This window comes from Vibrio sp. E150_018 (genome assembly GCF_053544035.1).
This window is the reverse complement of the sequence record NZ_JBHGNY010000009.1, coordinates 64774-91438: the sequence shown is the minus strand read 5'-3', so window position 1 is coordinate 91438 and position 26665 is coordinate 64774. Positions and strand designations below refer to the sequence as shown.

The window sequence follows — 26665 nt, the reverse complement described above, 5'->3', positions numbered from 1 at the left end:
CTACCGAGCGGCTTAGGCCGCTCGTCGTATTTTGGACCACCGAGTGAATTATCCTTATTTTCATACCCGATTTGCTATTTTCAACAATGTAATAAGGTTTGACGTCATGTCTAAAATAAGAGTAAACGCCCATTAACCACTCGGAATAGGGGAACGTTTTGTTTACGTACAGTAAAAATATTTTCAAGCAAGGCAAGTCGAAAACCGTCACTATCATCAAAGCGAAAGAATTTAAGTCGAAATCTCGTCTTAATGGTTCACAACGTTTGAAAGAGTGTGGTTTGATCTTAGGCTTATTGATTGCCATTTTAATGATGGTGGCACTTTTCTCATTTAACCCAGCGGATCCATCTTGGTCACAAACAGCGTGGGGTGGAACTGTCCATAATGCTGGTGGTTATATAGGCGCTTGGCTTGCGGATACTCTATTTTTCACTTTTGGCGTGTTTGCCTATCCATTACCTTTTATTATCCTAGGCGCAAGCTGGGCATTCTTCCGTTCACGAGATGAAGGGGAGAGGATTGATTTTTTTCTATGGGGTACACGTCTACTTGGCCTGACTATTATGCTGCTAACCAGCTGTGGCCTAGCCGATATTAATTTTGATGATATTTGGTATTTCTCATCAGGGGGTGTCGTCGGTGATGTGTTAACCTCAGTTGCCACTCCTGCATTGAATATTTTAGGGTCAACATTGGTATTTATGTTTTTATGGGGTGCAGGTTTTACTTTATTAACTGGCATTTCTTGGTTGAGCATTGTTGAACATTTAGGACAAGCTGCTCTACGTTTCACTCAGCGTATATTTAATCGCGCACGTCATTCAGAACCGACGACACTATCAGCGAACCATTATCAGCAAGCTGAATTAAGCCAAATGCATATTGAAGGCATTGATGATGATGCACTTTCTTTGAAAGCGGTTAATTTACAGCAAGATGAAGAGTTAGATATCGTAGATGATGCGCAAACTGCTGAGCTAGCTGTTGAATCTGAGCAGAAAAAGCCACGTTTCAATATTCACTTCCCACGTAAATCTGCGAAGAAAACTCAAATTGAACCAAGTGCACATAGTGAGCCAGACCTAGAGCTTAGCGAAGAAGATCTGGATGATCCGTTATTTTCAGCACCTTCAGTAACGACATCAATAAAAGCTACGCCAGCACAACCTGCTCAAACCGTAGAAGCAGCAGTGAGCACAAAGCAAGAGATGAGAACTCAACAGGAAATGAGTTCAGCATCTTCTGATATTGAAAATAATTCTGCTACAGAATCATCAAATCGTTACCAAAATCCAAATGCAACGATTGCAGAGTTAGATCAGCAAGCGGTTTCTGAAAATGACTTTGTTGAGCAAGACGCCGATACTATTGCTTCATTACAAGCACAAGCTCGTCAACAAACAACACCAATTAATACAGAGCAAAGCACAACTAAGGCAGAAAGCGCTATCGATGATGCTGCTTTAGATGAAAATACTCCTTCATTAGGAAATCTCGATTCTGTTCTTGACGATGAACCTAATCAGAACGTTGAAGCTGAATTATCTCAAACGGTATCTACTGCTACTGAGCAAAATTTTTCACCTCAACAAGCAAGTGAGCAGTCAGTACAGTCACCGCAAACCCAGCTTACTAACTCGAAAAATAATGAAGAGCTAACGAATGCAACCTCAAATGACTCTTCATCGTCATTGAATGCTGTAGCGGAACAATCGAAATCTACGCAGACGCATTCCGAGATCAATTCTCAAGCTGATATGGTTCAACAAGACAATACGCAAGACGAAACTGTTCAACAACCTGTCGCTCAACCAGAAGAACCAGTGCAGCAAGCTGTCCAACCTGAGCAAAATCAAGTTGCCGATCAAGATGCTGCCGCGTTTCAAAATATGGTTGCCACTGCACAAGTAAACGCCTTGGCATCGCAAAACCCATTCTTAGTACAACAAGATGCGAACTTACCTGTGCCAACATCACCAATGCCAACATTGGAGTTGTTGTATCACCCTGAAAAACGTGAAAGCCATATTGACCGCGATGCATTGGAAGAGATTGCTCGCTTGGTTGAATCTAAGCTTGCCGATTATAAAATTGAAGCGCGCGTTGTGGACATTTTCCCAGGTCCGGTGATCACGCGTTTTGAGTTAGACTTAGCACCGGGCGTGAAAGTGAGCCGTATTTCTGGCCTTTCCATGGATCTTGCTCGTTCATTATCTGCAATGGCAGTGCGCGTAGTCGAAGTGATTCCAGGCAAACCGTATGTTGGTTTAGAACTACCAAATATGAGCCGCGAAACGGTTTATTTGTCAGATGTTATTAGCAGCGAACAATTTCAAAATTCTAAATCGCCAACAGCTGTTGTGCTAGGGCAAGATATTGCTGGTGAAGCGGTGATTGCGGATCTAGCTAAAATGCCTCACGTACTGGTTGCAGGTACTACCGGTTCTGGTAAATCGGTCGGTGTGAACGTGATGATCTTGAGTATCTTGTATAAAGCGACGCCAGAAGATGTGCGCTTTATTATGATCGATCCAAAAATGTTGGAATTATCGATCTACGAAGGTATTCCTCACTTATTATCAGAAGTTGTTACTGATATGAAAGATGCCTCAAACGCCTTACGTTGGTGTGTTGGGGAAATGGAGCGTCGTTATAAACTCATGTCAGCATTAGGCGTTCGTAACCTGAAAGGCTACAACGAGAAGCTGAAAATGGCCGCTGATGCGGGTCACCCAATCCATGATCCACTATGGCAACCGGGTGATAGCATGGATGAAATGCCACCACGTTTAGAAAAACTGCCATACATTGTCGTGATCGTCGATGAATTTGCTGATCTGATTATGGTAGTAGGTAAAAAAGTGGAGGAGTTGATCGCACGTTTGGCTCAAAAAGCACGGGCGGCAGGTATTCACTTAGTGCTGGCGACTCAACGTCCATCGGTAGATGTGATTACCGGTCTGATTAAAGCTAACATCCCAACCCGTGTTGCGTTTACCGTATCAACCAAAACTGACTCACGTACTATTTTGGACCAAGGTGGTGCTGAATCACTGCTTGGTATGGGGGATATGTTGTATCTACCGCCAGGTTCAAACCATACTATTCGTGTGCATGGTGCGTTTGCCTCCGATGATGATGTGCATGCGGTAGTGAATGATTGGAAAGCACGTGGTAAGCCTGTTTATATTGATGAAATTGTTCATGGTGAGCCAACGGCAGAGAGTTTATTGCCAGGTGAACAATTAGAAAGTGAAGAAGATGCTGATCCACTTTACGACCAAGTCGTTGAATTCGTAACAGAATCACGCCGAGGTTCCGTGTCTGGTGTCCAGCGTCGCTTTAAAATTGGTTACAACCGTGCCGCAAGAATTGTGGAACAACTTGAAGCTCAAGGTGTCGTAAGTGCACCGGGACATAACGGCAATCGTGAAGTGATTGCTCCACCACCGATTAAGCAATTTGATTAGTATTTTAATCTATATCCAAGTGACTTGGGTATAGAGAGATTGAGATTCTAAATTGGGCAATCAAGTTTTATAATGTCGAGGATGGATATGAGAAATTGGCTACTAGTGTTGTTACTGGCAAGTACCAGTGTTTGGGCAGCACCGAAAGATGAATTAAATGCTCGATTGAGTAAAAATGATGGCTTTAGTGCTGACTTCACTCAAAAAGTGACTAGCCCTGAAGGTGAAGTACTGCTTGATGGTGAAGGGAGCGCTGATATCTCTCGTCCAAGTTTATTTCGTTGGAAAACATCAGCGCCAGATGAAACTCTGCTCGTGTCTGATGGTGAAAATGTTTGGTATTACAGCCCATTTGTCGAGCAAGTGACGATTTTAAGTCAAGAACAAGCGACCGCTCAAACGCCGTTTGTTTTGCTAACCCGAAATCGTGCTAGTGATTGGGCACATTATGATGTGACTCAATCGGATGATACGTTCACGTTGAAACCTACGGCAGCAGATAGCTCGGTTGGTACATTCCAAATCAAAATCAATGCCAAGGGTGTCGTTCAGCAATTTAATGTGATAGAACAAGATGGCCAGAAAAGCCAGTTTGAGTTTACCCATTTCTCAATGAAGAAACCGGATGCTGCAATCTTTAGTTTTAGTGTTCCTAAAGGTGTTGAGGTCGATGACCAGCGCCAATAATCAGGTAGACTATACCCAAGTGACTTCAAGATGAATAATTTTAGTTTAGACTTTTCAGTTGATGAAGACTTTCGCCCACTGGCCGCTCGTATGCGGCCAGTGTCGATTGAGCACTACTGTGGTCAGCAGCATATTCTAGGCTCTAATAAACCATTACGTAGGGCGTTAGAAGCCGGGCATTTGCACTCAATGATCTTGTGGGGACCACCGGGTACAGGCAAAACGACGCTTGCAGAAGTGGCGGCCAATTATGCTAATGCGGAAGTAGTACGAATTTCCGCAGTGACGTCAGGGATAAAAGATATCCGTCTGGCAATTGAAAAAGCGCGAGAGCATAAACTATCTGGCCGTAAAACCGTTTTGTTTGTTGATGAGGTGCATCGTTTTAACAAGAGCCAACAAGATGCTTTTTTGCCGCATATCGAAGATGGAACAGTGACCTTTATCGGCGCAACCACTGAAAACCCTTCTTTTGAGTTAAATAACGCACTGTTATCTCGTGCTCGCGTATATAAGCTTACCTCTCTCGATCATGCTGATATTATGGCTGTGCTTAAGCAAGCGATCGACGATCCGGAGCGCGGTTTAGGCAAAATTGCTGCGACATTTGAAGATGAAGTGCTTGAACGTTTAGTTGATTTAGTCAATGGCGATGCTCGTATGTCGCTCAACTATCTTGAGTTACTGTACGATTTAGCCGATGAAAATTCACAAAATCAAAAGGTCATTACCTTAGCTTTATTAGCGGAAGTAGCGGGTGAGAAAGTTGCTCGTTTCGATAATAAAGGCGACATGTGGTATGACTTAATCTCAGCGGTACATAAATCGATCCGAGGTTCTAACCCCGATGCAGCGCTCTATTGGGCGGCACGTATGATGGCGGCAGGTTGCGATCCTTTATATATAGTCAGACGCTTATTAGCGATTGCCTCTGAAGATATTGGTAATGCCGACCCTAGAGCAATGCAAGTCGCTATTTCCGCTTGGGACTGCTTCACTCGAATTGGTCCAGCTGAAGGCGAAAGAGCAATTGCTCAAGCGATTGTGTATTTAGCTTGCGCGCCAAAAAGTAATGCAGTTTATACAGCTTGGAAGCAAGCGCTTGCAGATGCTCATAATCAACCAGAGTTTGATGTGCCACTGCATCTGCGTAACGCGCCTACCAATTTAATGAAAGATATGGGTTATGGACAAGAGTACCGTTACGCTCACGATGAACCCGGTGCTTACGCCGCAGGTGAGAATTATTTCCCTGAAGAAATGGCCGATACTCGTTACTATTTTCCGACAAATCGTGGCTTAGAAGGAAAAATTAACGATAAGCTAGAGTATTTGGCTGAATTAGATGCAAAAAGCCAACAAAAGCGCTATCAAAAGTAGTGCTTTTTGGGTATCTTTTTATTATACCCAACTCGCATATTGAAGTTACTTGGGTGTATGACATTTGCCTTGTTTAGGCATCACACCACATTTTCTTAAAAGTAGCTTAAAGGCTGCTTTAATCACACTTAGACCAACAGGATTAGCAATGCTTGATTCTAAATTATTTCGAACTGAGCTGGATAATACAGCTGCCAAATTAGCCCGTCGCGGCTTCACGCTGGATGTAGAAACCATCCGTAGCCTAGAAGAACAACGCAAGTCTTTACAAATTAAGACTGAAGAATTGCAGGCATTGCGTAACTCCCGTTCGAAATCCATAGGCCAAGCGAAAGCAAAAGGTGATCACGACGAAGCCGCGCGTATTATGGCGGAAGTCGGTAATTTAGGCGCTGATCTTGATGCAGCAAAAACGGCTCTATCTGAGTTACAAAACAAGCTAGATGAAATTACTTTCTCAGTTCCAAACTTACCCGATGACTCTGTACCAAATGGTAAAGACGAAAATGACAACGTAGAAGTTGCTCGTTGGGGTGAGCCAAAAGCGTATGAATTTGAATTAAAAGATCACGTTGATTTAGGTGAAATGGGCGACGGTTTAGATTTTGCTAGTGCAGTAAAAGTAACCGGTTCTCGTTTTATCGTAATGAGAGGCCAATTTGCTCGTCTGCATCGTGCAATCGCGCAATTTATGCTGGATCTCCACACTGAGCAACATGGCTATACTGAACTGTATGTCCCATACCTAGTGAACTCAGACAGCTTATTTGGAACAGGTCAACTACCTAAGTTTGGCGAAGACCTATTCCACACTCGTCCTCTAACTGAACAAGTGAGTGATGAACCGCTGAAAACATTGTCATTGATTCCAACCGCAGAAGTGCCAGTGACTAACTTAATGCGTGATACAATTACAGATGAAGCGGATCTCCCTGTCAAAATGACCGCACATACACCATGTTTCCGTTCTGAAGCGGGCTCTTATGGTCGTGATACTCGTGGTCTGATCCGTATGCACCAGTTCGACAAGGTTGAACTAGTACAAATTGTGAAGCCAGAAGATTCAATGGCGGCATTGGAAGAGCTAACAGGTCATGCTGAAAAAGTACTGCAATTACTAGAGCTTCCTTACCGTAAAGTTGTGTTATGTACTGGCGATATGGGCTTTGGTGCAGTGAAGACTTACGATTTAGAAGTTTGGGTTCCTGCGCAAGAAACCTATCGTGAGATTTCATCGTGTTCTAACTGTGGTGATTTCCAAGCTCGTCGTATGCAAGCGCGTTTCCGCCGCAAAGGCGAGAAGAAACCTGAATTACTACACACACTGAACGGTTCTGGCCTCGCGGTAGGTCGTACTATGGTGGCGATCTTAGAGAACAACCAACAAGCAGATGGCACAATTGAAGTGCCTCAAGTATTGCGCCCATACATGAATGGCTTAACACATATTGGTGGTATAAGGTCTAATTAAAGTGGTGTAATATCTTGCCGCTTTATATCCAGGTGAATCCTGCATTTTGACGTTACTTGGATATATGATGAAATTTAACCAATAAAAAACCGAAGCATTTGCTTCGGTTTTTTGTTGTTTAAGGTTTGGTGATATTAATACCAATCGTACTAATTATCTGATCATTTTTGCTTGCTAAAAGTTTCGATAACTTCGTTGGAAATTTTGATTGTAGAATAACTACTTATCGAAAATTTTCGCCTTGTTCTCAAGCCTTTTTTCTACGCAATTTCTGGCCATCTAATTAGTGTGATTGGTATAATCTCGTGATTATTTTTCTGCTTTGGCAGATTTATCACCGTCTTCAGCAATTGTTTTTTCTAGTTTGACACGTGGTTGTACATATTTATGCGATACATCTACTAGGGCAACATTGTCAATAAAGGTACGACCTAACAATACAGGGTATTGAAGGTGAGTACGGTCAGTTAAAGTAAAGTCGGTTTTGGTTTTGTAGTCGCCTACTTGCACTTCTAATTGCACTACTGGGCGAGAAGCTGATGGTTCTTCCGATGTGGATTGACGAACTTCTACCCAACGAGTGACTGGGTAAGTCATCGTTTTGCTCTGCCATGTTTTATGCGCGAGTTTGAAGTCAACAAAGCTCTTACCATCTTTCTTGTAAGTTTTGATATCGACAGCACTAATCGAAGATGATGTAGCACCGGTATCAACACGAGCTAATACATTACGATTCAGTGGTTTGATAAAAATCCACTCTTTCTCACCCAAGATCAAATTACCGTTTGAGGTGTGAGTCTCAACGTTAATTGCTTTTGGTATTACTTTACTTACAGGTTGGGCTTGTTCTGCTGCTATTGCTGAAAAAGAGTAAGAGAATAAAGCAATAAGTAACCATTTAAACATATTAAACAAACCTTAAATTTTATTGGGCAAAATCTTTAGGCCAATGTTAACACAAACCTTTGATGCTACAGAATAAGCAAAATACGCATTTTGCTGGTTACTTACAATTGTTATTAATTACCTCTACCTTTAAGTATATTGAAAGCAGTTATCGTTATTGAGAGCCAATTCTATTGTGTTAACCAAGTGAGTGATTTGCGCTGGCGTGGCAATGAAAGGTGGCATAACGTAAATCAATTGTCCAAATGGTCGTATCCAGACACCATTTTCGATAAATAGCTGCTGAATTTTTTCTATATTAACTAATTGGCGAGTTTCTACTACGCCGATAGCGCCGAGCCAGCGCACTGATTTGACTCGTTGGTGGTTTTCAAGCTCAGGTAGTGTGCTTTCAAAAATCGATTCTATTGCAGCTACCTGATGTTGCCACTGACCTTGCCTAATAATATCTAAACTGGCGCTGGCAACCGCACAAGCGAGAGGGTTTCCCATAAAGGTTGGGCCATGCATAAAGCAACCAGATTCTCCGCTACAGATAGTATCGGCAATAGTTTGGCTAGTGAGGGTGGCTGAAAGCGTCATATAACCACCGGTTAACGCCTTACCCAAGCATAAGATATCTGGCTCAATGCTCGCATATTCAAAGGCAAACAGTTTTCCAGTACGTCCAAATCCGGTCGCAATTTCATCTAAAATTAATAGTAGTTCATATTGGTCACATAGTTGACGCACTTCTTTTAAAAACTCAGGATGGTAAATCCGCATCCCACCAGCACCTTGTACGATTGGCTCTAAAATCACAGCCGCAATTTCTTGATGATGCTTTGTGATCTTATCTTTAAAGTCCGTAATGTCTTGCGGATCATAAGCAGGCCATTGGCCTTGATGAATTTGGTAACATTTCGGTGACTTGGCAAAGATATGTTCTGGCAAAAAACCTTTATACATTTTGTGCATCGAATTATCTGGATCGGTCACCGACATGGCGGCAAAGGTATCGCCGTGATAACCGTGTGAAAGGCTCAAAAACTTAGCACGTTTAGTTGATTCAGGATTTTCTACTTGTTTTGTGTGCCAGTACTGTAGCGCCATTTTTAACGCAACTTCGACCGATACCGAACCCGAGTCGGCAAGAAATACTTGTTGTAGATTTTCTGGGGTCAATTCCAAAAGACTTTTGCACAGCGAAATAGCTGGACGATGAGTTAAGCCTCCAAACATCACATGCGACATAGCATCTATTTGATTATGGACAGCTTGATTGAGTTGTGGATGGTTATAACCGTGAATTGCTGACCACCACGAAGACATACCATCAATCAGCGTTTCGCCACTTTCCAATTCAATATGTACACCATGCGCTTTACTTACCGGATAACACTTTAGCGGAGCAAGCGTCGAAGTGTAAGGGTGCCAGATATGCTGACGGTCAAATTCTAGATCGCAATTTTCCATAGCATTATTGTTTGTTATTAAACTCATTGTAAACCTTATTATTTGTATTTGGTTGACATGTTATCTTGCATGGTTAGACTAGCCAAGTTTTTGACATAAGATTTTTACATTAATGCTTTTTAGATAAGGAAGAATTGTGGAGATAAGGCATAACTGGACTGTGCAGCAAGTGCATGAATTACTTGATAAACCATTTATGGATTTATTGTTTGAAGCGCAGCTTGTACATCGAAACTTTCAACAAGCGAATCATGTTCAAGTCAGCACATTACTCTCAATTAAAACGGGAGCTTGCCCTGAAGATTGTAAGTATTGTCCACAAAGTGCCCATTATCGAACCGATGTAGAAAAAGAGCGCTTAATGGAAGTTGAGCGAGTTTTAGATGCTGCTCAAAAAGCAAAAAATTCAGGTTCAACAAGGTTTTGTATGGGAGCGGCTTGGAAAAACCCTAAAGAGCGTGATATGCCGTATTTGATGGAAATGATCAAAGGTGTCAAGGAGATGGGGTTAGAAACCTGTATGACACTCGGTATGTTAACACCAGAACAAGCGCAAGATTTATCAAATGCTGGGCTTGATTACTACAACCATAACCTTGATACCTCGCCAGAATTCTACGGCAATATTATTACTACTCGAACTTATCAAGACCGTCTCGATACTCTTTCTCATGTTAGAGATGCAGGAATGAAAATATGTTCAGGCGGTATTATTGGTATGGGAGAGAGTGTCAGCGACCGTGCTGGTTTATTGGTTGAATTAGCGAACTTACCCACTCAGCCAGAAAGCGTACCAATCAATATGCTGGTGAAAGTAAAAGGCACACCAATGGAAAATGTGGATGATGTTGAACCATTTGACTTTATCCGTTTAATCGCTATTGCGCGAATTATGATGCCACATTCTGCAGTACGTCTATCGGCAGGACGCGAAAATATGAATGAGCAAATGCAGGCGTTGTGTTTTATGGCAGGAGCCAATTCTATTTTCTACGGCTGTAAATTACTGACGACTCCAAACCCAGAAGAAGATACTGATCTGCAACTGTTTAAAAAGTTAGGTATTAATCGTTCCGAGGTACACCAGAAACCGGATGAAGTACAAGAAAGTGATTTAATTGAGCAAGTTATCGAGCGTGTCGTTAATCGACCAACCAAAGATGACTTGTTCTATGAAGCTCAGAGCTAGTCGTCATGTTTAACAGAAAACATCAGCTTATTAGCAAAAATCAGTTTGATGAAAAAATCCAAACAGCCTTGATAGCTCGGCGTGAAAAAGGGCTACAAAGACACACCCAAATATTTTCGCATCTGGCTGATAATCAGATTTCAGTTTCTACTTCGGACTCAACCGCAGAGTCTAAGCCGTATATCAATTTTTCGAGTAATGACTACCTAGGTCTTGCTCGTGATCCTGAATTAATTTCAGCTTGGCAACAGGGATTAACTCAGTACGGTTGCGGTAGTAGTGCATCTCCTGCTGTAACTGGGCTCTCTATGGCGCATCAAAGTTTGCAGGCTAAGCTGTGCGAATGGTTGGGTTACTCGCGAGCGGTGTTATTTAATTCGGGTTTTAGCGCCAATCAAGCCTTGTTGTTTACCTTATTGGATAAGCACGATCATCTTATACAAGATAAATTGAATCATGCTTCTTTGATGGAAGCAGGCATGCTAAGCCCTGCGTCAATGTCTCGTTTTAAGCATAATGATGTGAATGATCTTAGTCGCAAACTTGCTGAGCTTTCAGCAACACCAACACAAGCACAAGCACAAGCCAAGCTAGTGGTATCTGAAGGCGTATTTAGTATGGATGGTGATATCGCACCATTAAATGAGCTTTCACTACAATGCCAAAAATATCCAGCTTGGTTGGCCATCGATGATGCTCATGGACTAGGAGTATTAGGTTCATCCGGCGGTGGGATTACTGAGCTATCAGGAATTAAACCTAATATCTTAATCGTGACGTTCGGTAAGGCAGTAGGGCTTTCAGGGGCGGCAATCTTATGCGATGAAAGTACGGGAGAATTCTTGAATCAGTTTGCGCGACATTATGTTTACTCAACCGCAATGCCTCCAGCGCAAGCTTATGCCATTAGTCATGCGATTACTATGATCCAACAGCAATTATGGCGACGTGAAAAGCTTGCAGAATTATCGGAAATTTTCCATGGCTCACTCTCAACACTTTCTGGATATAAATCGACTAGTACGGCGATTAAGCCTTTGATATGTGGCAATAGCCAACAGGCTATCGATTTGTCGAGTTATTTAAAGCAGAAAGGCATGTGGGTTGGAGCCATTCGTCCACCAACGGTTCCCGCGAATGCGGCAAGGTTAAGGATCACCTTGAATAGCTGTCACTCTCAACAACAAGTGTTACAGCTTACTCAAGCAATTATTCAATATTATCAATTCGACGCCAATCTTAGAGGGCAGAATTGATGGCGTTAGCATTAGATATTGAATGTCGAGATACAGATAAAATAGCCGTTGCCCAAGCGTTCAGTAAAGCGGCGAAAACCTATGATCAACACGCCGCTTTTCAAAGACAAGTTGGGCAGCTTTTGATGGATAAATTACCGCATGATTTATCAGGGTGGAAAGTGTTGGATCTTGGCTGCGGTACAGGTTATTTCACTCAATTACTGGCATTGCGTGGCGCGCAAGTAATCGCGTTCGACCTATCCGATGCTATGTTAGCGGTGTGCCAGTCTCGTTGTGTTAACTTACCTGTGACTTACTTGAAAGGGGATGCTGAGCAGTTACCGTTTGAAGCCCATAGCTTTGATTTGATTTTTTCCAGTCTTGCATTGCAATGGTGTCATCAGTTGGATGCTTTAATGACATCACTGGTCCAAGTATTAAAACCGCAAGGAAAATTGGTTTATTCAACGCTTTTACAGGGATCATTAATCGAATTACATACTGCTTGGCAGCAAGTCGATCGTCAATATCAGCATGTGAATCAATTCCATCAAATAGATTGCTTAGAATCGGCCGTATTTCAATCGGGAGCGAGACAATGTCAGTTAGAAAGCCTAAAAATAATACTTAACTATTCTTCGGCTATTGAATTAATGAAAGATTTAAAAGGAATTGGTGCAACGCATGTTTCTGGACGCTCACAAGGGTTAACCAAACCTAGAACTTTATTACAAGTCGATCAAGCCTACCAAGTGTTTAAAAATTCGAATGGTGAACTTCCTGCCACTTATCAAGTTTGTTTAGGAGAGCTGACAAAATGAGTCATTGTGTATTTATTACTGGTACGGATACCGAAGTCGGCAAAACTTTAGTATCTCAAGCACTTATTAAGGCGTTTGCTGAACGTGATTATCGAGTTTCAGGATTTAAACCTATCGCGGCGGGCTGTGAAGTTAGCGAGCAAGGTTTAGTTAATGAAGATGCTCTAGCGCTACAGAAAGCCTCGAATGTTGAGCTAAGCTATGCCGAGGTTAATCCTTTTGCTCTGTTGCTACCCACATCGCCGCATATTGCTGCTAAGCGGGAATCAGTCACTATTGATTTTGATTCGTTAGATAAAAGCCTAGATCAGCATAAAGTGAAATCTGACATAGTTGTGGTAGAAGGCGCGGGTGGCTGGAAAGTGCCAGTGTCTGATAGTGAGTTTTTATCAACTTGGGTAAAACAGCAAAAATTACCGGTTATTATCGTAGTCGGTATCCGACTCGGTTGTTTGAATCATGCTTTGCTTACCCTAGAGTCAATCCAAAATGACGGTTTAGAAGTAGTCGGTTGGGTGGCAAATAAGGTTGATCCTAATTTTGGTTGTTACGATGAGAATGTTGCTTTTTTAAAACGCCATATTGCCGCGCCTAAATTAGCCGAAATTCCTTATTTGCCTGCATCGAAAATGATGGATGTGGAACAATATATTGATTTAGGCTTGCTTAAGTTTGAGTAGTGGAGTGACGACATAAAGGTATACTCTTAAAGAAAACAAAAGCCGCATAACGAATGATATGCGGCCTTTGTACTTTAAATGGGTATAGTTATGGTTATGATTGAACTTGATACTTTTCAGGGACCAGAATGATAGGTTGCTTTGATTTCTTTTCTGCTAAACCTAAACGCTCTTTTGCTTCTTCTTCTGATAAACCTAAATGGCACGATAATAAATCGATCGCCATTTGATAATTTTCCTTATCCGCCATAGTTATCATCCTTATTTGTAGCAGTAATATCGATAAAATAAGGTTAATAATTGCTATGGGCAATACGACTAAAGTATAACTCAATGAGAGTGAATCAGGTGAAGGGCTATATAAGGCTTAGTATTCATTTACTTGAGTATTAATCAGCTAACTATATATTTGAGCCTTTTGTCACAAATTGTATGTTTAACACTCGCATATAGAGTAATCGTTAATCTGCTTAATAGTGTCTGATGTATCGACATTAAATGTTTCAATTTAGCGCTTAACCTTGAACTTAAAATGAATGACTATATCTATACTTAAACCATATTGGTATACGCTGTTTTTTCGCCGTGGCCATAAGGTTACGATGACTAATGAATAGTTTCTCAATGGAGACCGAAAGAATGAAACGAGTGATGTTATTTTTAGCAACTAACTTAGCAGTAGTGCTAGTTTTAAGTGTTGTTTTAAATATAGTTTATGCGGTAACTGGAATGCAGCCTGGTAGCCTTTCTGGACTATTGGTGATGGCAGCTTTATTTGGTTTTGGTGGCTCATTCATTTCATTATTAATGTCTAAAAAAATGGCATTGCGTTCTGTTGGTGGTCAAGTGATTGAAACCCCAAGAAATGAAACCGAGCATTGGTTAGTTCAAACAGTAAGCCGTCAAGCTCAGCAAGCCGGTATTGGTATGCCAACCGTGGCTATTTATGATTCTCCAGACATCAATGCCTTTGCAACTGGTGCTAAGCGTGATGATTCTTTGGTTGCGGTATCTACGGGATTATTGCACAACATGACTCGTGATGAAGCTGAGGCCGTGCTCGCTCATGAGGTTAGCCATATTTCTAACGGTGATATGGTGACCATGACGTTAATGCAAGGCGTAGTAAACACCTTTGTTATCTTCTTATCTCGCACAATTGCAAATCTTGTGAGTTCGAGAGATAACGAAGAAGGTGGTGGTACCAATATGATGAGTTATTTTTTGATCTCTATGGTACTTGAATTGGTGTTTGGCTTCTTAGCAAGCTTCATTACGATGTGGTACAGCCGCCATCGTGAATTCCATGCAGACGCTGGTGCAGCAAACTTGGTCGGTAAACATAAGATGATTGCTGCTCTTGAGCGTTTGAAAATGAGCCACGAACCACAGCTAGAAGGTTCTATGATGGCATTTGGTATTAATGGCAAGCGTACCATGATGGAACTATTAATGAGTCACCCACCGCTTGATAAGCGTATCGATGCTCTACGTAATTCATAATACAAGATTTATCGTGTGAGTAAATTTCGCCTCTTGTCGGATAAAAGCGACAAGAGGCGAATTTGTTTTTTAATATGTGGCTTGATTCTCGGGCGTTTCACTTCTCGTTGCTCGAAAATAAGCTTAGTTCTTAGTTCTTAGTTCTTAGTTCTTAGTTCTTAGTTCTTAGTTCTTAGTTCTTAGTTCTTAGTTCTTAGTTCTTAGTTTTCTGATTAAATCTGCTTCAACAATCTTCAATGCTTCTAGCGCAATACTCGGATCGATTTCATTCGACTCTAGCAAATAAATAAGATCGACCGCCAATTTTATCTCTTCTGGTGCAGAATCTAATGAGTTAGATTGATTATCAGTAGTCATTGCTTGGGTTATGCCTTTCTCTGTAGGTAATTTGTTTTTCTATTTTCAATTTTGCCGCTTGGCAACGCTCTAGTCGTTGTTCTGCTAGTAGGAGATCTTGTTGAGCTTTGGCACGTTGCAAGCTGCTGCAATGGTCAACTTGGTGAGTCCTTTGCAGTACTAGATCTTTCAAGCGAATTTCCCACTCTTGATGTTGCGATAAATCTTGATAAAGCTCACTGATGGGCTTGCGGTAATAACTGCTGTGCTTTATTTCGGTATTGCGAATAGAACCTGTGGCTAATTCACGTTGAATGGCTTCCAATTGCGCTATCAGCTTTTGAGCGAGATGTTCAGCGCGTAACTGAGTTAGCCTGTTTGCCTGTTGCTCTCGAATGATGCTTTCATAGGTTGCTTGGGCTTCGGAAACACATGGAACCAAGAAACGGGCCCTACAGCTAAAAAGGTGATCATCAAATAACGGCTGATGATGCTCGCCTTTTTGCCTATCTCGCTGAGCTGCTTGCTTGGCTAAAGTATCAAGTTTATCTGCTATATCGCTGAAGCTACTCATCTCTACCTCAATTAGAACCAGGCTTCATAAGCCAGTTTTATCGCCATGACACTTACCACGGTAACAAAGACTGGGCGAATAAATGCTGCGCCAAAACGAATCGCTGAATGTGCGCCAACATAAGCACCCGCCATTAAACACAACCCCATAGTTAAACCTAGTGTCCAATTAATGTGACCTAATATGGCAAAGGTAACCAGAGAGGTGAAATTGCTGGTGAAGTTCATGGCTTTAGCTACGCCAGATGAAAGTAAGATATTCATCCGGTATAGAACCATATTACTGACCGTCCAAAATGCACCAGTGCCGGGGCCAATCGCACCATCATAAAAGCCAAGGGTCAATCCTTGAATAATTTGTTTCTTATGCGTCTTAGCGTCAAAGTCTGGCATATCGCTGTGATTTTCTATTGGCGACTTATGAAAAATAGTATAAATCGCCGTGGCGAGAATAATTAAAGGTAATAGCTTTTCTAACCAATCTGTACTGATGACATTGACGACAAGCGTACCGCTAATTGCACCAATTAAAGTCGCAATAAAGGAACGATACCAAAATTCAGGTGTGAACAAGCGTTTCTTGTAATAAGTAAAAGCGGCCGTCGAAGATGCAAAGGTTGCAGATAGTTTGTTGGTACCGAGCGCCAAATGAGGAGGTAGACCAATAGAAAGTAATGCTGGTACGGTTAGCATACCGCCACCGCCAGCAACCGCATCGATAAAACCAGCAGCAAAAGCAACAAGGCCCAGAATGATAAGCATCGTTGGGTCTAACATTTCCATAAATGATCTTCTTAATTAGTATTCTATTTTCCGCTTAAAAGGCGGTAGGGCATCCAATAACGATTTTCCGTAGCGTTTTGTCACGATGCGGCGGTCTAAGATCACGACTCTACCAGAATCTTGCTCTTTCCGCAGTAAACGTCCAACAGACTGAATCAGTTTTTTACTTGCCTCGGGAACAGAAATTTGTAAAAACGGATTTCCACCTTTTTGCACAATATATTCTGAATGCGCTTCTTCGACAGGTGAGGTTGGAACACCAAATGGAATTTTGGTGATGATCAGGTTTTCAAGTAGCTTACCAGGTAAATCCAGCCCTTCAGAAAAACTGCCAGTGCCGAAAATAACGCTGGTTTGGCCAAATTGGCAATACGCTTTATGTTTATTGAGTATTTCGGTGCGTGAGCATTTACCTTGAATTTGCAAGTTCCACTTTTCTTTTAATGCGATAGATTCCAGTTTTTCTGCAACTTGATTCATTTGCCAGTAGGAAGAAAATAAAATTAAATTTGCTTTCTTTTTTTCAATATAAGTAGGCAAAATTTCACACAAATATCGAGTAAAGTCAGGATGCTGGGGTTCAAATTTTACATTTGGGACGAGTAATTCAGCCTTATTTTGGTAGTCAAAAGGTGATGCTAATGCCAGATACTGGGTCGCATCTTCAGCTTTTTGACTGATTCCGGCTTGAATAGCAAAATATTGAAATGAGTTTAATGCTCTCATGGTTGCCGACACTAGTACTGCACCAGCGCAGCGACTCCATAATTGACGATCAAGTTGCCAGCCAACCTCTAACGGTGACACACTAATAATAAAGTCATCTTCTCGTTCAGAACTCACTTCTATCCAACGGGCAAGCGGTGCGCCTTTATCATGATTTTGCTCTGCCATTAAATGCCACACTTTAGCTAAGTTTTCTAAGCGTTGCAGATAAAAGCCTGATTCTGCGAGAGCCGGTTCAGCCAGACGTGAAGATAACTCACCATCTTTAACTCGTTCTGAAATCAAATCGGCGATTTTATTCATGGCCTGATGCGCTTTCTTGCTCAGTATTTTTAGGCTTTTAGATTCTTCTTCTAACCAAGCCGGTAATTCTCCGTGCTCAAAGCGATAGGTACGCTCCTTAAATTCATTAGCATTAAATCGCGTGCTTAATTGAGTGAGGGCAGGGATTAGTTGTTGAATAGCATCTTGTAATTCATTTCTAAATCGAGTGCTACGTTTAGCATCAGTCAAATTTACTATTTTTACTACCGCTTTATTGAGGCTTTCTAGCCAGCCCGCGGCGCCTTTTAAGCTTGCAGCAGCGGAAGCATGTTCACGAGCCACGTTCGGTAGATGGTGCGCTTCATCAAAAATATAAATACTTTGTTCTGGTTCTGGGAGGATCACGCCTCCACCAAGATCGGCATCGGCCATCACTAAGCTGTGGTTGGCAATAATAATATCGGCTTTATCAAGATCGGCTCTCGCTTTCTGGAAAGGGCAGTCACGATGCGAAGGCATAGAGTTATTGCAACTGTGCTTATCACTGACGATGGTTTTCCAAATCTCGTCGTTAATGGTTTCTGGCCAGCTATCTCTATCGCCATCCCACTTGTGAGTTGAGAAGGCTTCATATAAATCTTGCAGTTGTTTTATATCTTGTTTCTTCGGCTTGCTTTCAAACATAGCCATTTGCTGACCATCTTGTTGCCCACCAGAAGCCAGCATTAACTTTTCAGCACAGCAGTAGCGCTGACGTCCTTTTGCCAATAGAAAAGTAAAGGGGGTTTCGACTAAGCGTCGATAGAGTGGCATATCTTTATTAATCAACTGTTCTTGTAGAGCGACCGTCGCAGTAGAAATAATGATTTTCTTTTCACCAAAATGAGCGAAAGGAACCGAGGCCATTAAGTAGGCCAGTGATTTACCAATACCGGTTCCCGCTTCAGCCACAATTATGCGATTGGATTGATGGTAGGTGCCTGCCAATGTTTTTGCGATTTCTGCAACTAGGTAGTTTTGAGCTCGGCGAGGAATAAAGCCATCTAATTGATGAGAGAGATTCTGATAGCTCTGTTTGATGGCTTTTTGAATATTGGCAGATAGCATGTTTGAGTCTCATAATTGAACAACTGGATATTATCACAGTGGTTTGATTAAGTAACCTACTGAGTGTGGTTATTTAAATATAAGGAGTTAGGTAGGGAAAATGTGAGTTTGGTTTATTAGAGAAGTCATTAATTGCATCGTGAATGATAAGTTTTTTCAATGTCGTATAGGTCGAAAATTCACCGTTTAGTTACTGTATTCTCACGAAAAATAAGATCGGAATCACATATTGATGCATAAAACTTATCGTTTACTATGGTTTGTATGAATTGTGTTCAATTAAGTATTAAATTCTATTTATTCTACATTATCTAGTGTTTGTGTGTATTTATTTTAGGTTTTTTTAGTTTTTATGGCTAGTTTTTTGTTTTTTGTTACATCTGCTGTGGGTGTTTTTATGGTGTTTATTCTTTCCTTTTTATCTTTGGGGTGATTGTAATTTATTGTTTATTAATGATTTTTATGTTTTTTGATTGGTGGTTTATTTTTTTTTATTAAATTTGACACTTTCAGGGAACTTATTGCAATCTTTAGGTGCGAATCAGATGTACCGCTTGTTGGCTTGATGTTAACGAGCGATAAAACAAAAAAAGAAAGGAATCCCAAAGGGAATTTCAAATTAATAAAAGGCAGTGGATTATTATGAAAAAATCGCTTTTAGCTCTTGCAGTATCAGCAGCAGCATTCACAGGCGCAGCAAGTGCGGCTGAGATTTATAGCAACGATGATGCGTCGGTTGATTTTTACGGTCAATTACGTACCGAAATGAAGTTTATGGATGCTGATGATCACAGTGGTGATCTTTCTACAGGTTCATCTCGTGTGGGTGTTGACGCGAAATACAATGTAACCGATAGCTTTGGTGTTTTAGGCTTAGTGGAAGTTGGTGTTCCTGCAAATTCTAGTGATGATGTTACTGTTCGCCGCCATACAGTCGGTTTTGCTACCGATTACGGTACGGTTTTATTTGGTAAAGATTGGACTATATCTGATGATTTAGGTGGTACGGATTACTCTTATTTCTTCGGTGGTACAGGCAACCTATATGGTCAATTAAACGGCGCATTAAATGATTCTCAAATCAAATACTCATTAGATCTAGATAACTGGTGGGTAAAGGCTGCATATGGCTTTAATGACAGCTCAAGCAATCAAGATTTTTATGAAGGCTTTGTAGGTGCTTCATTTGGTGCATTTAGTTTCCACGCAGGTGGTGGTTACAATCGTAATCATGATTTTAATGGTATGGATCTCAACAACACTTACTATGAAGCAACAGGTATATTCGATGCGACTGATGCGTTGCAGTTAAGTGCAACATACTACGGCTCTCAACTAAAGAGTGATAGTACTGACGGTAAAATTGATCAAAATGCTATTTCAGTTGGTGGTTACTGGACATTTGTTGAGAAAACATCTCTTTATGCTGGCTACGAATATGTAAATCAAGATGCAGAGAATGCTGATGGTAGTGAGCATGGTAATAATGCATTCGCTGGTCTTGAGTACAAGTTTTCTAGCTGGGCTCGTGTATTTGCTGAGGTTGGTTATGCAGACGGTACAACTCTAGGTTTTGTTAACGCAGATCAAGAACTTGTTGAAGCACAAAAAGTTGACAGCGAAACAAACTTCGGTCTTGGTGCTCGTTTCTACTGGTAATACAGTTTAGAACTTGTGATAGTATAAAAGCTCGGTATCTACCGGGCTTTTTTATTTATAAATAAAGGAATGTATATGAGTAAGAAATTATTTTCTGCAGTAGGCTGCATTGCATTATTCGTTAGTCAGTTAGCACAAGCTGATGTGAAAATACCACTTCCAGATAGCATTAATTTATTAGTGGTTAACTCACTTAAACCTGAAATTGAAAAAGGTGGTTTGTTTGGCAAAGATACTTTGGTGTTACCTAATGGAGAGAATCAAATTGTCTTTAAGTTTCAGCCAAGTGTGATGGAAAATGACACATTACGTAAAGTATATAGCGAAGTGATAGTTGCCAAATTTACTGCAGAAGATGATGAGCTAACTTTTGTATTGCCAGAATATCGCGATTTATCTCAAGCACGTAATGAAATAGATGATTTTCAATGGTCGTTGATGAACAATCAACAACAACAGCTAGAAGTAATGCAAGAGCCTTTATCTGCTGAAGGTGTGCAATTAGGTCGCAACTTTATTGAAGATGTCATGGATTATAATTTGAAAGGTGGTATTGCGGCAATTAGTATTACGACAGTTTTAACCAAGAAGTTATCAATTCTTTCCAAGTCGACTGATAGTGAAAATGTTGCTCAGTTGAAAGCGTGGTATTTGAAAGCAAATGAGCAAGAAAGAAAAGATTTTCAAGTTTGGTTAATTGACCAAAAATAAAGATCAAAATAGATGATAAAAAAGTGACCAGAGTGTCGCTTTTTTCTATTTAAACTATAGTGTGACACTTTATTTAGTGGGCAAACGGTTGCTATTTTGTGTCATATTGCTGCAATCTAATTTGATGGCTACAATTCAGATCCCTGTTCATAACCTACATAATCTCTATGAAATTCCCCGGCCAACGTAAATCTAAACACTATTTTCCTGTCGATGCTCGTGATCCGCTTGTTAGTCAAGCACAAGAAAGCAAGCGAATGTCTCGTACTCACATTATCGGTATTGACCAAACGTTGGTTGATATAGAGGCGAAAGTCAGTGATGAGTTCATTGAAAAATATCAATTGAGTAAAGGGCACTCGTTAGTTATAGATGATGAAAAAGCAGAAGCATTATATAACGAGTTAAAGGAATATGACCTGGTTACCGATGAATTCGCGGGTGGAACCATAGGGAATACGTTACATAATTACTCCGTATTAGCTGATGATAAATCGACCTTACTTGGTGTGATGAGTAATAGTATTAAAATTGGTAGTTATGGATATCGCTACCTTTGTAACACTTCTAGTCGTATGGATTTAAATTATCTACAAGGTGTTGAAGGCCCAATTGGTCGTTGTTTTGCATTAATTAGTGATAATGGTGAACGTACCTTTGCAATTAATGAAGGGAGAATGAATCAATTATTACCAACTAGTATTCCCGAACGTATTTTTGAAAACGCTTCAGCTTTAGTGTTAACTGCTTATTTGGTTCGCTGTAAGTCGGGCGATCCTATGCCAGATGCAACAATGAAAGCGATTGAATACGCGAAAAAATATGACGTTCCAGTCGTTCTTACTCTAGGAACCAAATATGTTGTTCAAGATGATCCTCAATATTGGCGTGATTTTGTTAAGCAAAATGTTTCTGTTTTGGCAATGAATGAAGAGGAGGCAGAAGCTTTAACAGGAGAACATGATCCTTTATTAGCTTCAGATAAAGCGCTGGATTGGGTAGATTTAGTCTTATGCACCGCCGGCCCGGTAGGTTTATATATGGCTGGTTATACTGAAGAAGAAGCAAAGCGCCCAACAAGTTTGCCTTTATTACCAGGCTCGATTGCTGAATTTAATCAGTATGAATTTAGCCGCCCAACGGTTCGTTCTCAATGTGAAAATCCAATTAAAGTGTACTCTCATATTGCACCATATATGGGGGGGCCAGAGAAGATTATGAATACGAATGGAGCAGGTGATGCGGCATTATCTGCGATATTACATGATATGGCGGCTAATAAATACCATAAAGAAAATATCCCTAATTCAAGTAAACATGAATATCCATTTTTAACTTATTCATCTTTCTCTCAAGTATGTAAGTATGCTAACCGAGTAAGTTATGAAGTATTAGCACAACATTCTCCGCGTTTATCTCGTGGCTTGCCTGAGAAAGAAGACAGCTTAGAAGAAGCATACTGGGAAAGATAAGTTTATTTAATTCAATAATTTTACCCGCTATGAAAAGGGTGGGTAAAATGAATTGATGAGTTTAATTATTCTTAATCATTGAATCTAAAATCTACAGTAACTTATTGTTAGGAATAAAAAAGGGAGCTAAATACTCCCTTTTTTATTAATAATCAAATAAGAGTTTTGTTATTATTTGATTAGGAAATCATCAATCGATTTACCTGCATCAAGAGCTTCTTGAATTGCAGAAGGCGTACGGCCTTGACCAGTCCAAGTCTTACGCTCACCATTTAAAGTATATTCATATTTTGCAGGGCGAGGTTGACGTTTCTTACGAGCTTTAGATTTTGATTCACCACCGCTCATTGCTGAGATAAGGTCTTCTAAATCAATTCCGTCTTTAGCGATCATTTTAGCGTATTCTGCTAATTTAGCTTCGCGCTCTGCTTGTTCCGCTAATTCTTTTTCTTCTGCTTCTTTTCTTTCTGCTACAACAGTAGTTAGTTTTTCTAGTAACTCTTCTACTTCCGCTAGGGTAAATTCGTCACGAGTAAAAGCGCGAAGACTACGAATATTTAGTAGTGCTGATTTTTTGATTTCTGACATATGTGGATCCTATACAGTAGAATTGTTGAATTAAGTTTTATCTAAAATAAATATCTTTATTAGATAAAGTTAAACTGATTTTATATAGCTTGTCTTTTTTAGTCAAAAAATATATTTGCTTAAATAGAGAAATTTGAAATTTATTTAATAATTTATACTGTTACAAATAGTGCTGTTATTTTAGATATGGATTCAAATTAACTATATTTAGCTTTATAATTAAGTTGTTAGTTGTTAGTTGTTAGTTGTTAGTTGTTAGTTGTTAGTTGTTAGTGGCGAAATGGAAATGTTAGACTTTTGTCTTGCCATTTGATTTTCGATCATTACAATGAGCCAAATCTTGCTAGAACCCTTTTAAAATGTCCTGAAAAACGGCTGTTTGTAAGGAGATTGTTTTAGTTTGATGTAGAGGCGCAATATTTATTAGTAATACGTTTTAGGGTGATGCCTTTGAGAGCGTACGAAAGGAAATGTTGCCGAAGTAAGAGCTAATCAGTGCGTTTTGATTAGTTAGGCGTATCAGAGCCACTTGCTGGGGTTGCATTTAATAGATGCAGCACTGCCATAGTTTGCAGAGTGCTAGCCTTAAAGGTTACATACTGTATTTTTTTACTATGGAGCGCTACTGTAGACATATGAAAGTGATTTGGCTTTCAACGTTTATCAACAAGCTAATTTATTGTTTTATGATTATACTCTTCAACAATATCCCTTCTGCAGTAGATCTCTAACCAATTTTGGTTTTTTTTGATCATGAACTTAATCGATTTTACTTCTTCCTCGGCATCGCTGTTGCCTCCAGCAATTGCTTTGACGATGGCCATTTTGACACGACGTGTTCTTTTATCACTTGGTTTTGGTATTTTACTGGGTGGTTTTTTGCTGGCTGATTTTTCATTATCAGGTGCATTAAGCTATACCAGTTCTACTGTATTGGGTGTGTTTGTTAGTGATGGCGGATTGAATTGGGATAGTCTTTTTATCCTACTTTTTCTTGTTCTTCTTGGCATGATGACTGCTTTATTAACGCTATCTGGTGGTACTTATGCTTTTGCTGAGTGGGCTCAAAAGCGCATTAAAAGCAAAAGAGGAACACAATTTCTTGCGGCTTGGTTAGGGGTATTTATCTTTATTGATGATTACTTTAATAGTTTAGCAGTAGGTGCAATTTCTCGTCCTGTGACCGATCGCTTTCAAGTTTCTCGCTCCAAGTTGGCTTATATTTTGGATTCTACTGCTGCACCTATGTGTGTCCTTATGCCTGCTTCTAGCTGGGGGGCTTATATCATGACAGTAGTAAGTGGAATTTTAATTTCACATGGTATTACTGAATATTCTGCTCTAGGAGCATATATGCGTTTAGTACCGATGAACTATTACGCGATTTTTGCTTTATTAATGGTATTTTCTATGATCTGGTTTGATCTTAATGTTGGTCTTATGCGTAAGCATGAGATTGCTGCGGGTCAAGGTAAAACTGATGATCGTGATGAGAATGCACCAGATTTAACAGAAGAATCTGAAATTAAAGAAAGTAAAGAGGGAACAGTTTCTAACCTGATTCTGCCTATTGTTGCTTTAATTATCGCCACTGTATATTTCATGATTAGTTCAGGCGCAGATGCACTAAGTGTTAATGGCCAAGCATTTAACTTATTAAAAGCGTTTGAAAATACCAATGTTGGTCAATCTTTATTCTATGGTGCGTTAGTTGGTTTGATTTGTGCTGTAGGTGCAGTATTCAAGCAAAAAATGCCAACAAAAGATGTACTAATCACGTTATGGATTGGTGCAAAGTCAATGTTTGGTGCGATTTTGATCTTAGCCTTTGCATGGACTATTGGCGCAGTGATTAAAGATATGGGTACAGGTGCTTATCTATCAACACTAGTAGAAGGTAACATCGATGTACATTGGTTGCCGGTATTGTTGTTCTTGCTTTCAGGTGTGATGGCATTTTCAACTGGAACTTCTTGGGGCACATTCGGCATCATGCTACCCATTGCAGGCGATCTAGCAGGTGCGACAGATTTAGCGCTGATGCTTCCTATGTTAAGTGCAGTACTTGCAGGTTCTGTATTTGGTGATCACTGTTCTCCAATTTCAGATACCACAATTTTGTCATCGACAGGGGCTCGTTGTAACCATATCGACCACGTCTCTACTCAGTTACCATATGCATTAGCAACAGCAATAGTTTCATCTGTTGGCTTCATCGTTTTAGGTATGACAGAGTCTTCGTTGATGGGCTTTAGTGCTGCAAGTGTGACTTTTGTGGTTTGTTGTATCGTTATGTCTGTTATTTCAAAATCGAAAATGAAAAAAGTAGCCGTTTAATTTCCTATTTTGATTGTATTACCAAAGGCTGAGTTAGCGAATAACTCAGCCTTTTTGTATAAGACTTTCATGATTAGTCTTATGTGAAAATAATTCAAATAAAGGCTTGAAAAAATATTCGAGCTTGGGTAGTGTGAAGTTATTGAAACTGATTGAGCAAACAAAAATATGCGCACATTGAATATTAACATTCATCATCACCATCATCCTGTTATATCTTGCGGGTGAGTGTGTGCATCCGGAAGATATCTCTTCCGGACGTGAATCAGTAAAAAGATTCAAACCCTCGGAAGAGTTTTCTCTCCGGGGGTTTTTTCATTTAGGGACACTTTAAAAAATCAATCATTTTTGGATGTGCTAAATAAACCAACTATGACTATTAAATTAAAAATACAGGGATAGAAAGATGACAAATTCACGATTAAGAATTGCGATTCAAAAGAAAGGCCGCTTGAGCAAAGAGTGTCAAGAGCTACTTAAAAAGTGTGGTGTTAAATTTAATATTGCTGGTGAGAGGCTGGTAGTACACAGTGAAAATATGCCAATCGATTTATTGTTAGTTCGTGATGATGACATTCCTGGTTTGATCATGGATGGAGTGGTTGACCTTGGCTTTATCGGTGAGAATGAATTAGAAGAAGTACGCTTAGATCGTAAAGCAGAAGGTGCTCCATGTGAGTTTAAAGCACTGCGTCGCCTAGACTTCGGCGGTTGTCGTTTATCTATCGCGATTAATAAAGATGAAACTTACAACGGCCCACAAGATCTCGCGGGCAAACGTATTGCGACAACCTACCCACACTTATTAAAAAGCTACATGGATGAGCAAGGTATTAACTTTAGCACTTGTATGCTAACGGGTTCAGTTGAAGTTGCGCCTCGTGCTGGCCTTGCCGATGCGATTGCAGATTTAGTCTCTACCGGTGCAACTTTAGAAGCCAATGGCTTAAAAGAAGCGGAAGTGATTTTCCGCTCTAAAGCGACACTCATTCAACGTATTGGTGAATTTTCAGTTGAGCAAGATGGTTTGATTGAAAAACTGCTCACTCGTATGCAAGGTGTGATTCAAGCGAAAGAATCAAAATACATCATGCTGCACGCGCCATCTGATAAGTTAGAACAAATCAAACAATTACTGCCTGGCGCTGAAGATCCTACTGTCCTACCTCTATCTCAAGAAAAAAATCGTGTTGCAGTGCACCTAGTGAGTACCGAGAACCTTTTCTGGGAAACTATGGAAGGCTTAAAAGCGCTTGGTGCAAGTTCAATCTTAGTGTTACCAATTGAAAAAATGATGGAGTAAGCA

Annotated in this window: 22 protein-coding genes, 1 riboswitch and 1 other annotated feature; of the genes, 14 read left to right on the top strand and 8 right to left on the bottom strand. The window is 40.4% G+C overall.

Annotation, left to right across the window (positions count from 1 at the left end; all coding sequences use genetic code 11):
• The first annotated feature begins 179 nt into the window (after positions 1 to 179).
• The 4 genes from ACE3G9_RS10545 to serS all read left to right on the top strand — a co-directional run bounded on the left by ACE3G9_RS10545 (position 180) and on the right by serS (position 7011).
• On the top strand, positions 180 to 3473 hold the full coding sequence (locus tag ACE3G9_RS10545) for a DNA translocase FtsK 4TM domain-containing protein (protein ID WP_449219116.1): 3294 nt from the start codon (positions 180 to 182) through the stop codon (positions 3471 to 3473).
• 87 nt (positions 3474 to 3560) lie between these two features.
• Positions 3561 to 4160 carry an outer membrane lipoprotein chaperone LolA gene (lolA, locus tag ACE3G9_RS10540; RefSeq protein ID WP_417879112.1) on the top strand — a complete coding sequence of 200 codons (600 nt, stop codon included), beginning with the start codon at positions 3561 to 3563 and terminating at the stop codon, positions 4158 to 4160.
• 30 nt (positions 4161 to 4190) lie between these two features.
• Positions 4191 to 5540 carry a replication-associated recombination protein A gene (locus ACE3G9_RS10535; protein ID WP_449219098.1) on the top strand — a complete coding sequence of 450 codons (1350 nt, stop codon included), beginning with the start codon at positions 4191 to 4193 and terminating at the stop codon, positions 5538 to 5540.
• A 148-nt stretch (positions 5541 to 5688) separates the two neighbouring features.
• Positions 5689 to 7011, top strand: a complete 1323-nt coding sequence (gene serS, locus ACE3G9_RS10530; RefSeq protein WP_449219097.1) for a serine--tRNA ligase — start codon at positions 5689 to 5691, stop codon at positions 7009 to 7011.
• Between the two features lie 309 nt (positions 7012 to 7320).
• Here serS and ACE3G9_RS10525 read toward each other — a convergent pair whose 3' ends face one another.
• Positions 7321 to 7917, bottom strand: coding sequence for an ATP-dependent zinc protease family protein (locus ACE3G9_RS10525; RefSeq protein ID WP_417879109.1), 597 nt, complete (start codon positions 7915 to 7917; stop codon positions 7321 to 7323).
• Positions 7918 to 8046: 129 nt separating this feature from the next.
• Positions 8047 to 9399 carry an adenosylmethionine--8-amino-7-oxononanoate transaminase gene (gene bioA / locus ACE3G9_RS10520; RefSeq protein WP_449219096.1) on the bottom strand — a complete coding sequence of 451 codons (1353 nt, stop codon included), beginning with the start codon at positions 9397 to 9399 and terminating at the stop codon, positions 8047 to 8049.
• A 109-nt stretch (positions 9400 to 9508) separates the two neighbouring features.
• Between bioA and bioB the strand changes: the two genes are divergently transcribed.
• The 4 genes from bioB to bioD are packed head-to-tail and all read left to right on the top strand — an operon-like array spanning position 9509 to position 13300.
• A complete protein-coding gene (bioB, locus tag ACE3G9_RS10515; protein WP_417879107.1) occupies positions 9509 to 10561 on the top strand; it encodes a biotin synthase BioB in 1053 nt (350 codons plus the stop codon).
• 5 nt (positions 10562 to 10566) lie between these two features.
• Positions 10567 to 11817 carry an 8-amino-7-oxononanoate synthase gene (locus ACE3G9_RS10510; RefSeq protein ID WP_449219095.1) on the top strand — a complete coding sequence of 417 codons (1251 nt, stop codon included), beginning with the start codon at positions 10567 to 10569 and terminating at the stop codon, positions 11815 to 11817.
• Positions 11817 to 12620 (top strand): malonyl-ACP O-methyltransferase BioC, encoded by an 804-nt coding sequence (gene bioC, locus ACE3G9_RS10505; protein ID WP_417879105.1) that lies wholly within the window; start codon positions 11817 to 11819, stop codon positions 12618 to 12620. Before ACE3G9_RS10510 ends, bioC begins: the two co-directional genes overlap by 1 nt.
• Positions 12617 to 13300 (top strand): dethiobiotin synthase, encoded by a 684-nt coding sequence (gene bioD / locus ACE3G9_RS10500; RefSeq protein WP_449219094.1) that lies wholly within the window; start codon positions 12617 to 12619, stop codon positions 13298 to 13300. The genes bioC and bioD overlap by 4 nt, the downstream gene beginning before the upstream one ends.
• Positions 13301 to 13394: 94 nt before the next feature.
• Here the strand turns inward: bioD and ACE3G9_RS10495 are convergent, their stop codons facing one another.
• The gene (locus ACE3G9_RS10495) at positions 13395 to 13550 is read right to left on the bottom strand and encodes a hypothetical protein (RefSeq protein ID WP_417879103.1); all 156 of its coding nucleotides are present in this window, start codon (positions 13548 to 13550) and stop codon (positions 13395 to 13397) included.
• A 389-nt stretch (positions 13551 to 13939) separates the two neighbouring features.
• Here ACE3G9_RS10495 and htpX point away from each other — a divergent pair, with 389 nt between their 5' ends.
• Positions 13940 to 14803: a protease HtpX gene (gene htpX, locus ACE3G9_RS10490; RefSeq protein ID WP_237295261.1), complete on the top strand. Its 864-nt coding sequence runs from the start codon at positions 13940 to 13942 to the stop codon at positions 14801 to 14803.
• A 186-nt stretch (positions 14804 to 14989) separates the two neighbouring features.
• Here htpX and rsmS read toward each other — a convergent pair whose 3' ends face one another.
• Genes rsmS through dinG form a run of 4 tightly spaced genes read right to left on the bottom strand, consistent with a single transcriptional unit; the run spans position 14990 to position 18592 of the window.
• Positions 14990 to 15160 carry a pleiotropic regulatory protein RsmS gene (gene rsmS / locus ACE3G9_RS10485; RefSeq protein WP_417879102.1) on the bottom strand — a complete coding sequence of 57 codons (171 nt, stop codon included), beginning with the start codon at positions 15158 to 15160 and terminating at the stop codon, positions 14990 to 14992.
• Positions 15150 to 15713 carry a primosomal replication protein gene (locus ACE3G9_RS10480; RefSeq protein WP_417879101.1) on the bottom strand — a complete coding sequence of 188 codons (564 nt, stop codon included), beginning with the start codon at positions 15711 to 15713 and terminating at the stop codon, positions 15150 to 15152. Before ACE3G9_RS10480 ends, rsmS begins: the two co-directional genes overlap by 11 nt.
• Positions 15714 to 15724: 11 nt before the next feature.
• Positions 15725 to 16495 (bottom strand): TSUP family transporter, encoded by a 771-nt coding sequence (locus tag ACE3G9_RS10475; protein ID WP_449219093.1) that lies wholly within the window; start codon positions 16493 to 16495, stop codon positions 15725 to 15727.
• Between the two features lie 15 nt (positions 16496 to 16510).
• Entirely contained in the window at positions 16511 to 18592 is a 2082-nt protein-coding gene (dinG, locus tag ACE3G9_RS10470; protein WP_417879099.1) for an ATP-dependent DNA helicase DinG, read from the bottom strand.
• Positions 18593 to 19234: 642 nt separating this feature from the next.
• Between dinG and ACE3G9_RS10465 the strand changes: the two genes are divergently transcribed.
• The 3 genes from ACE3G9_RS10465 (at position 19235) to ACE3G9_RS10455 (ending at position 22434) form a co-directional block, all read left to right on the top strand.
• A complete protein-coding gene (locus tag ACE3G9_RS10465; protein WP_449219092.1) occupies positions 19235 to 20251 on the top strand; it encodes a porin in 1017 nt (338 codons plus the stop codon).
• 75 nt (positions 20252 to 20326) lie between these two features.
• On the top strand, positions 20327 to 20962 hold the full coding sequence (locus ACE3G9_RS10460) for a DUF2057 family protein (RefSeq protein ID WP_449219091.1): 636 nt from the start codon (positions 20327 to 20329) through the stop codon (positions 20960 to 20962).
• Between the two features lie 167 nt (positions 20963 to 21129).
• Positions 21130 to 22434: an inosine/guanosine kinase gene (locus ACE3G9_RS10455; protein ID WP_417879096.1), complete on the top strand. Its 1305-nt coding sequence runs from the start codon at positions 21130 to 21132 to the stop codon at positions 22432 to 22434.
• A gap of 171 nt (positions 22435 to 22605) precedes the next feature.
• Here the strand turns inward: ACE3G9_RS10455 and ACE3G9_RS10450 are convergent, their stop codons facing one another.
• Positions 22606 to 23022, bottom strand: coding sequence for an H-NS family histone-like protein (locus ACE3G9_RS10450; RefSeq protein ID WP_192999320.1), 417 nt, complete (start codon positions 23020 to 23022; stop codon positions 22606 to 22608).
• A 398-nt stretch (positions 23023 to 23420) separates the two neighbouring features.
• A riboswitch (Lysine riboswitch) is annotated at positions 23421 to 23655 on the top strand.
• Positions 23656 to 23775: 120 nt separating this feature from the next.
• Between ACE3G9_RS10450 and ACE3G9_RS10445 the strand changes: the two genes are divergently transcribed.
• Both ACE3G9_RS10445 and hisG read left to right on the top strand, forming a co-directional pair.
• Entirely contained in the window at positions 23776 to 25359 is a 1584-nt protein-coding gene (locus tag ACE3G9_RS10445; RefSeq protein WP_417879095.1) for a Na+/H+ antiporter NhaC family protein, read from the top strand.
• Between the two features lie 191 nt (positions 25360 to 25550).
• Positions 25551 to 25678 (top strand) — a sequence feature (His leader region).
• 87 nt (positions 25679 to 25765) lie between these two features.
• A complete protein-coding gene (gene hisG, locus ACE3G9_RS10440; protein WP_449219090.1) occupies positions 25766 to 26662 on the top strand; it encodes an ATP phosphoribosyltransferase in 897 nt (298 codons plus the stop codon).
• Positions 26663 to 26665 lie beyond the last annotated feature (3 nt).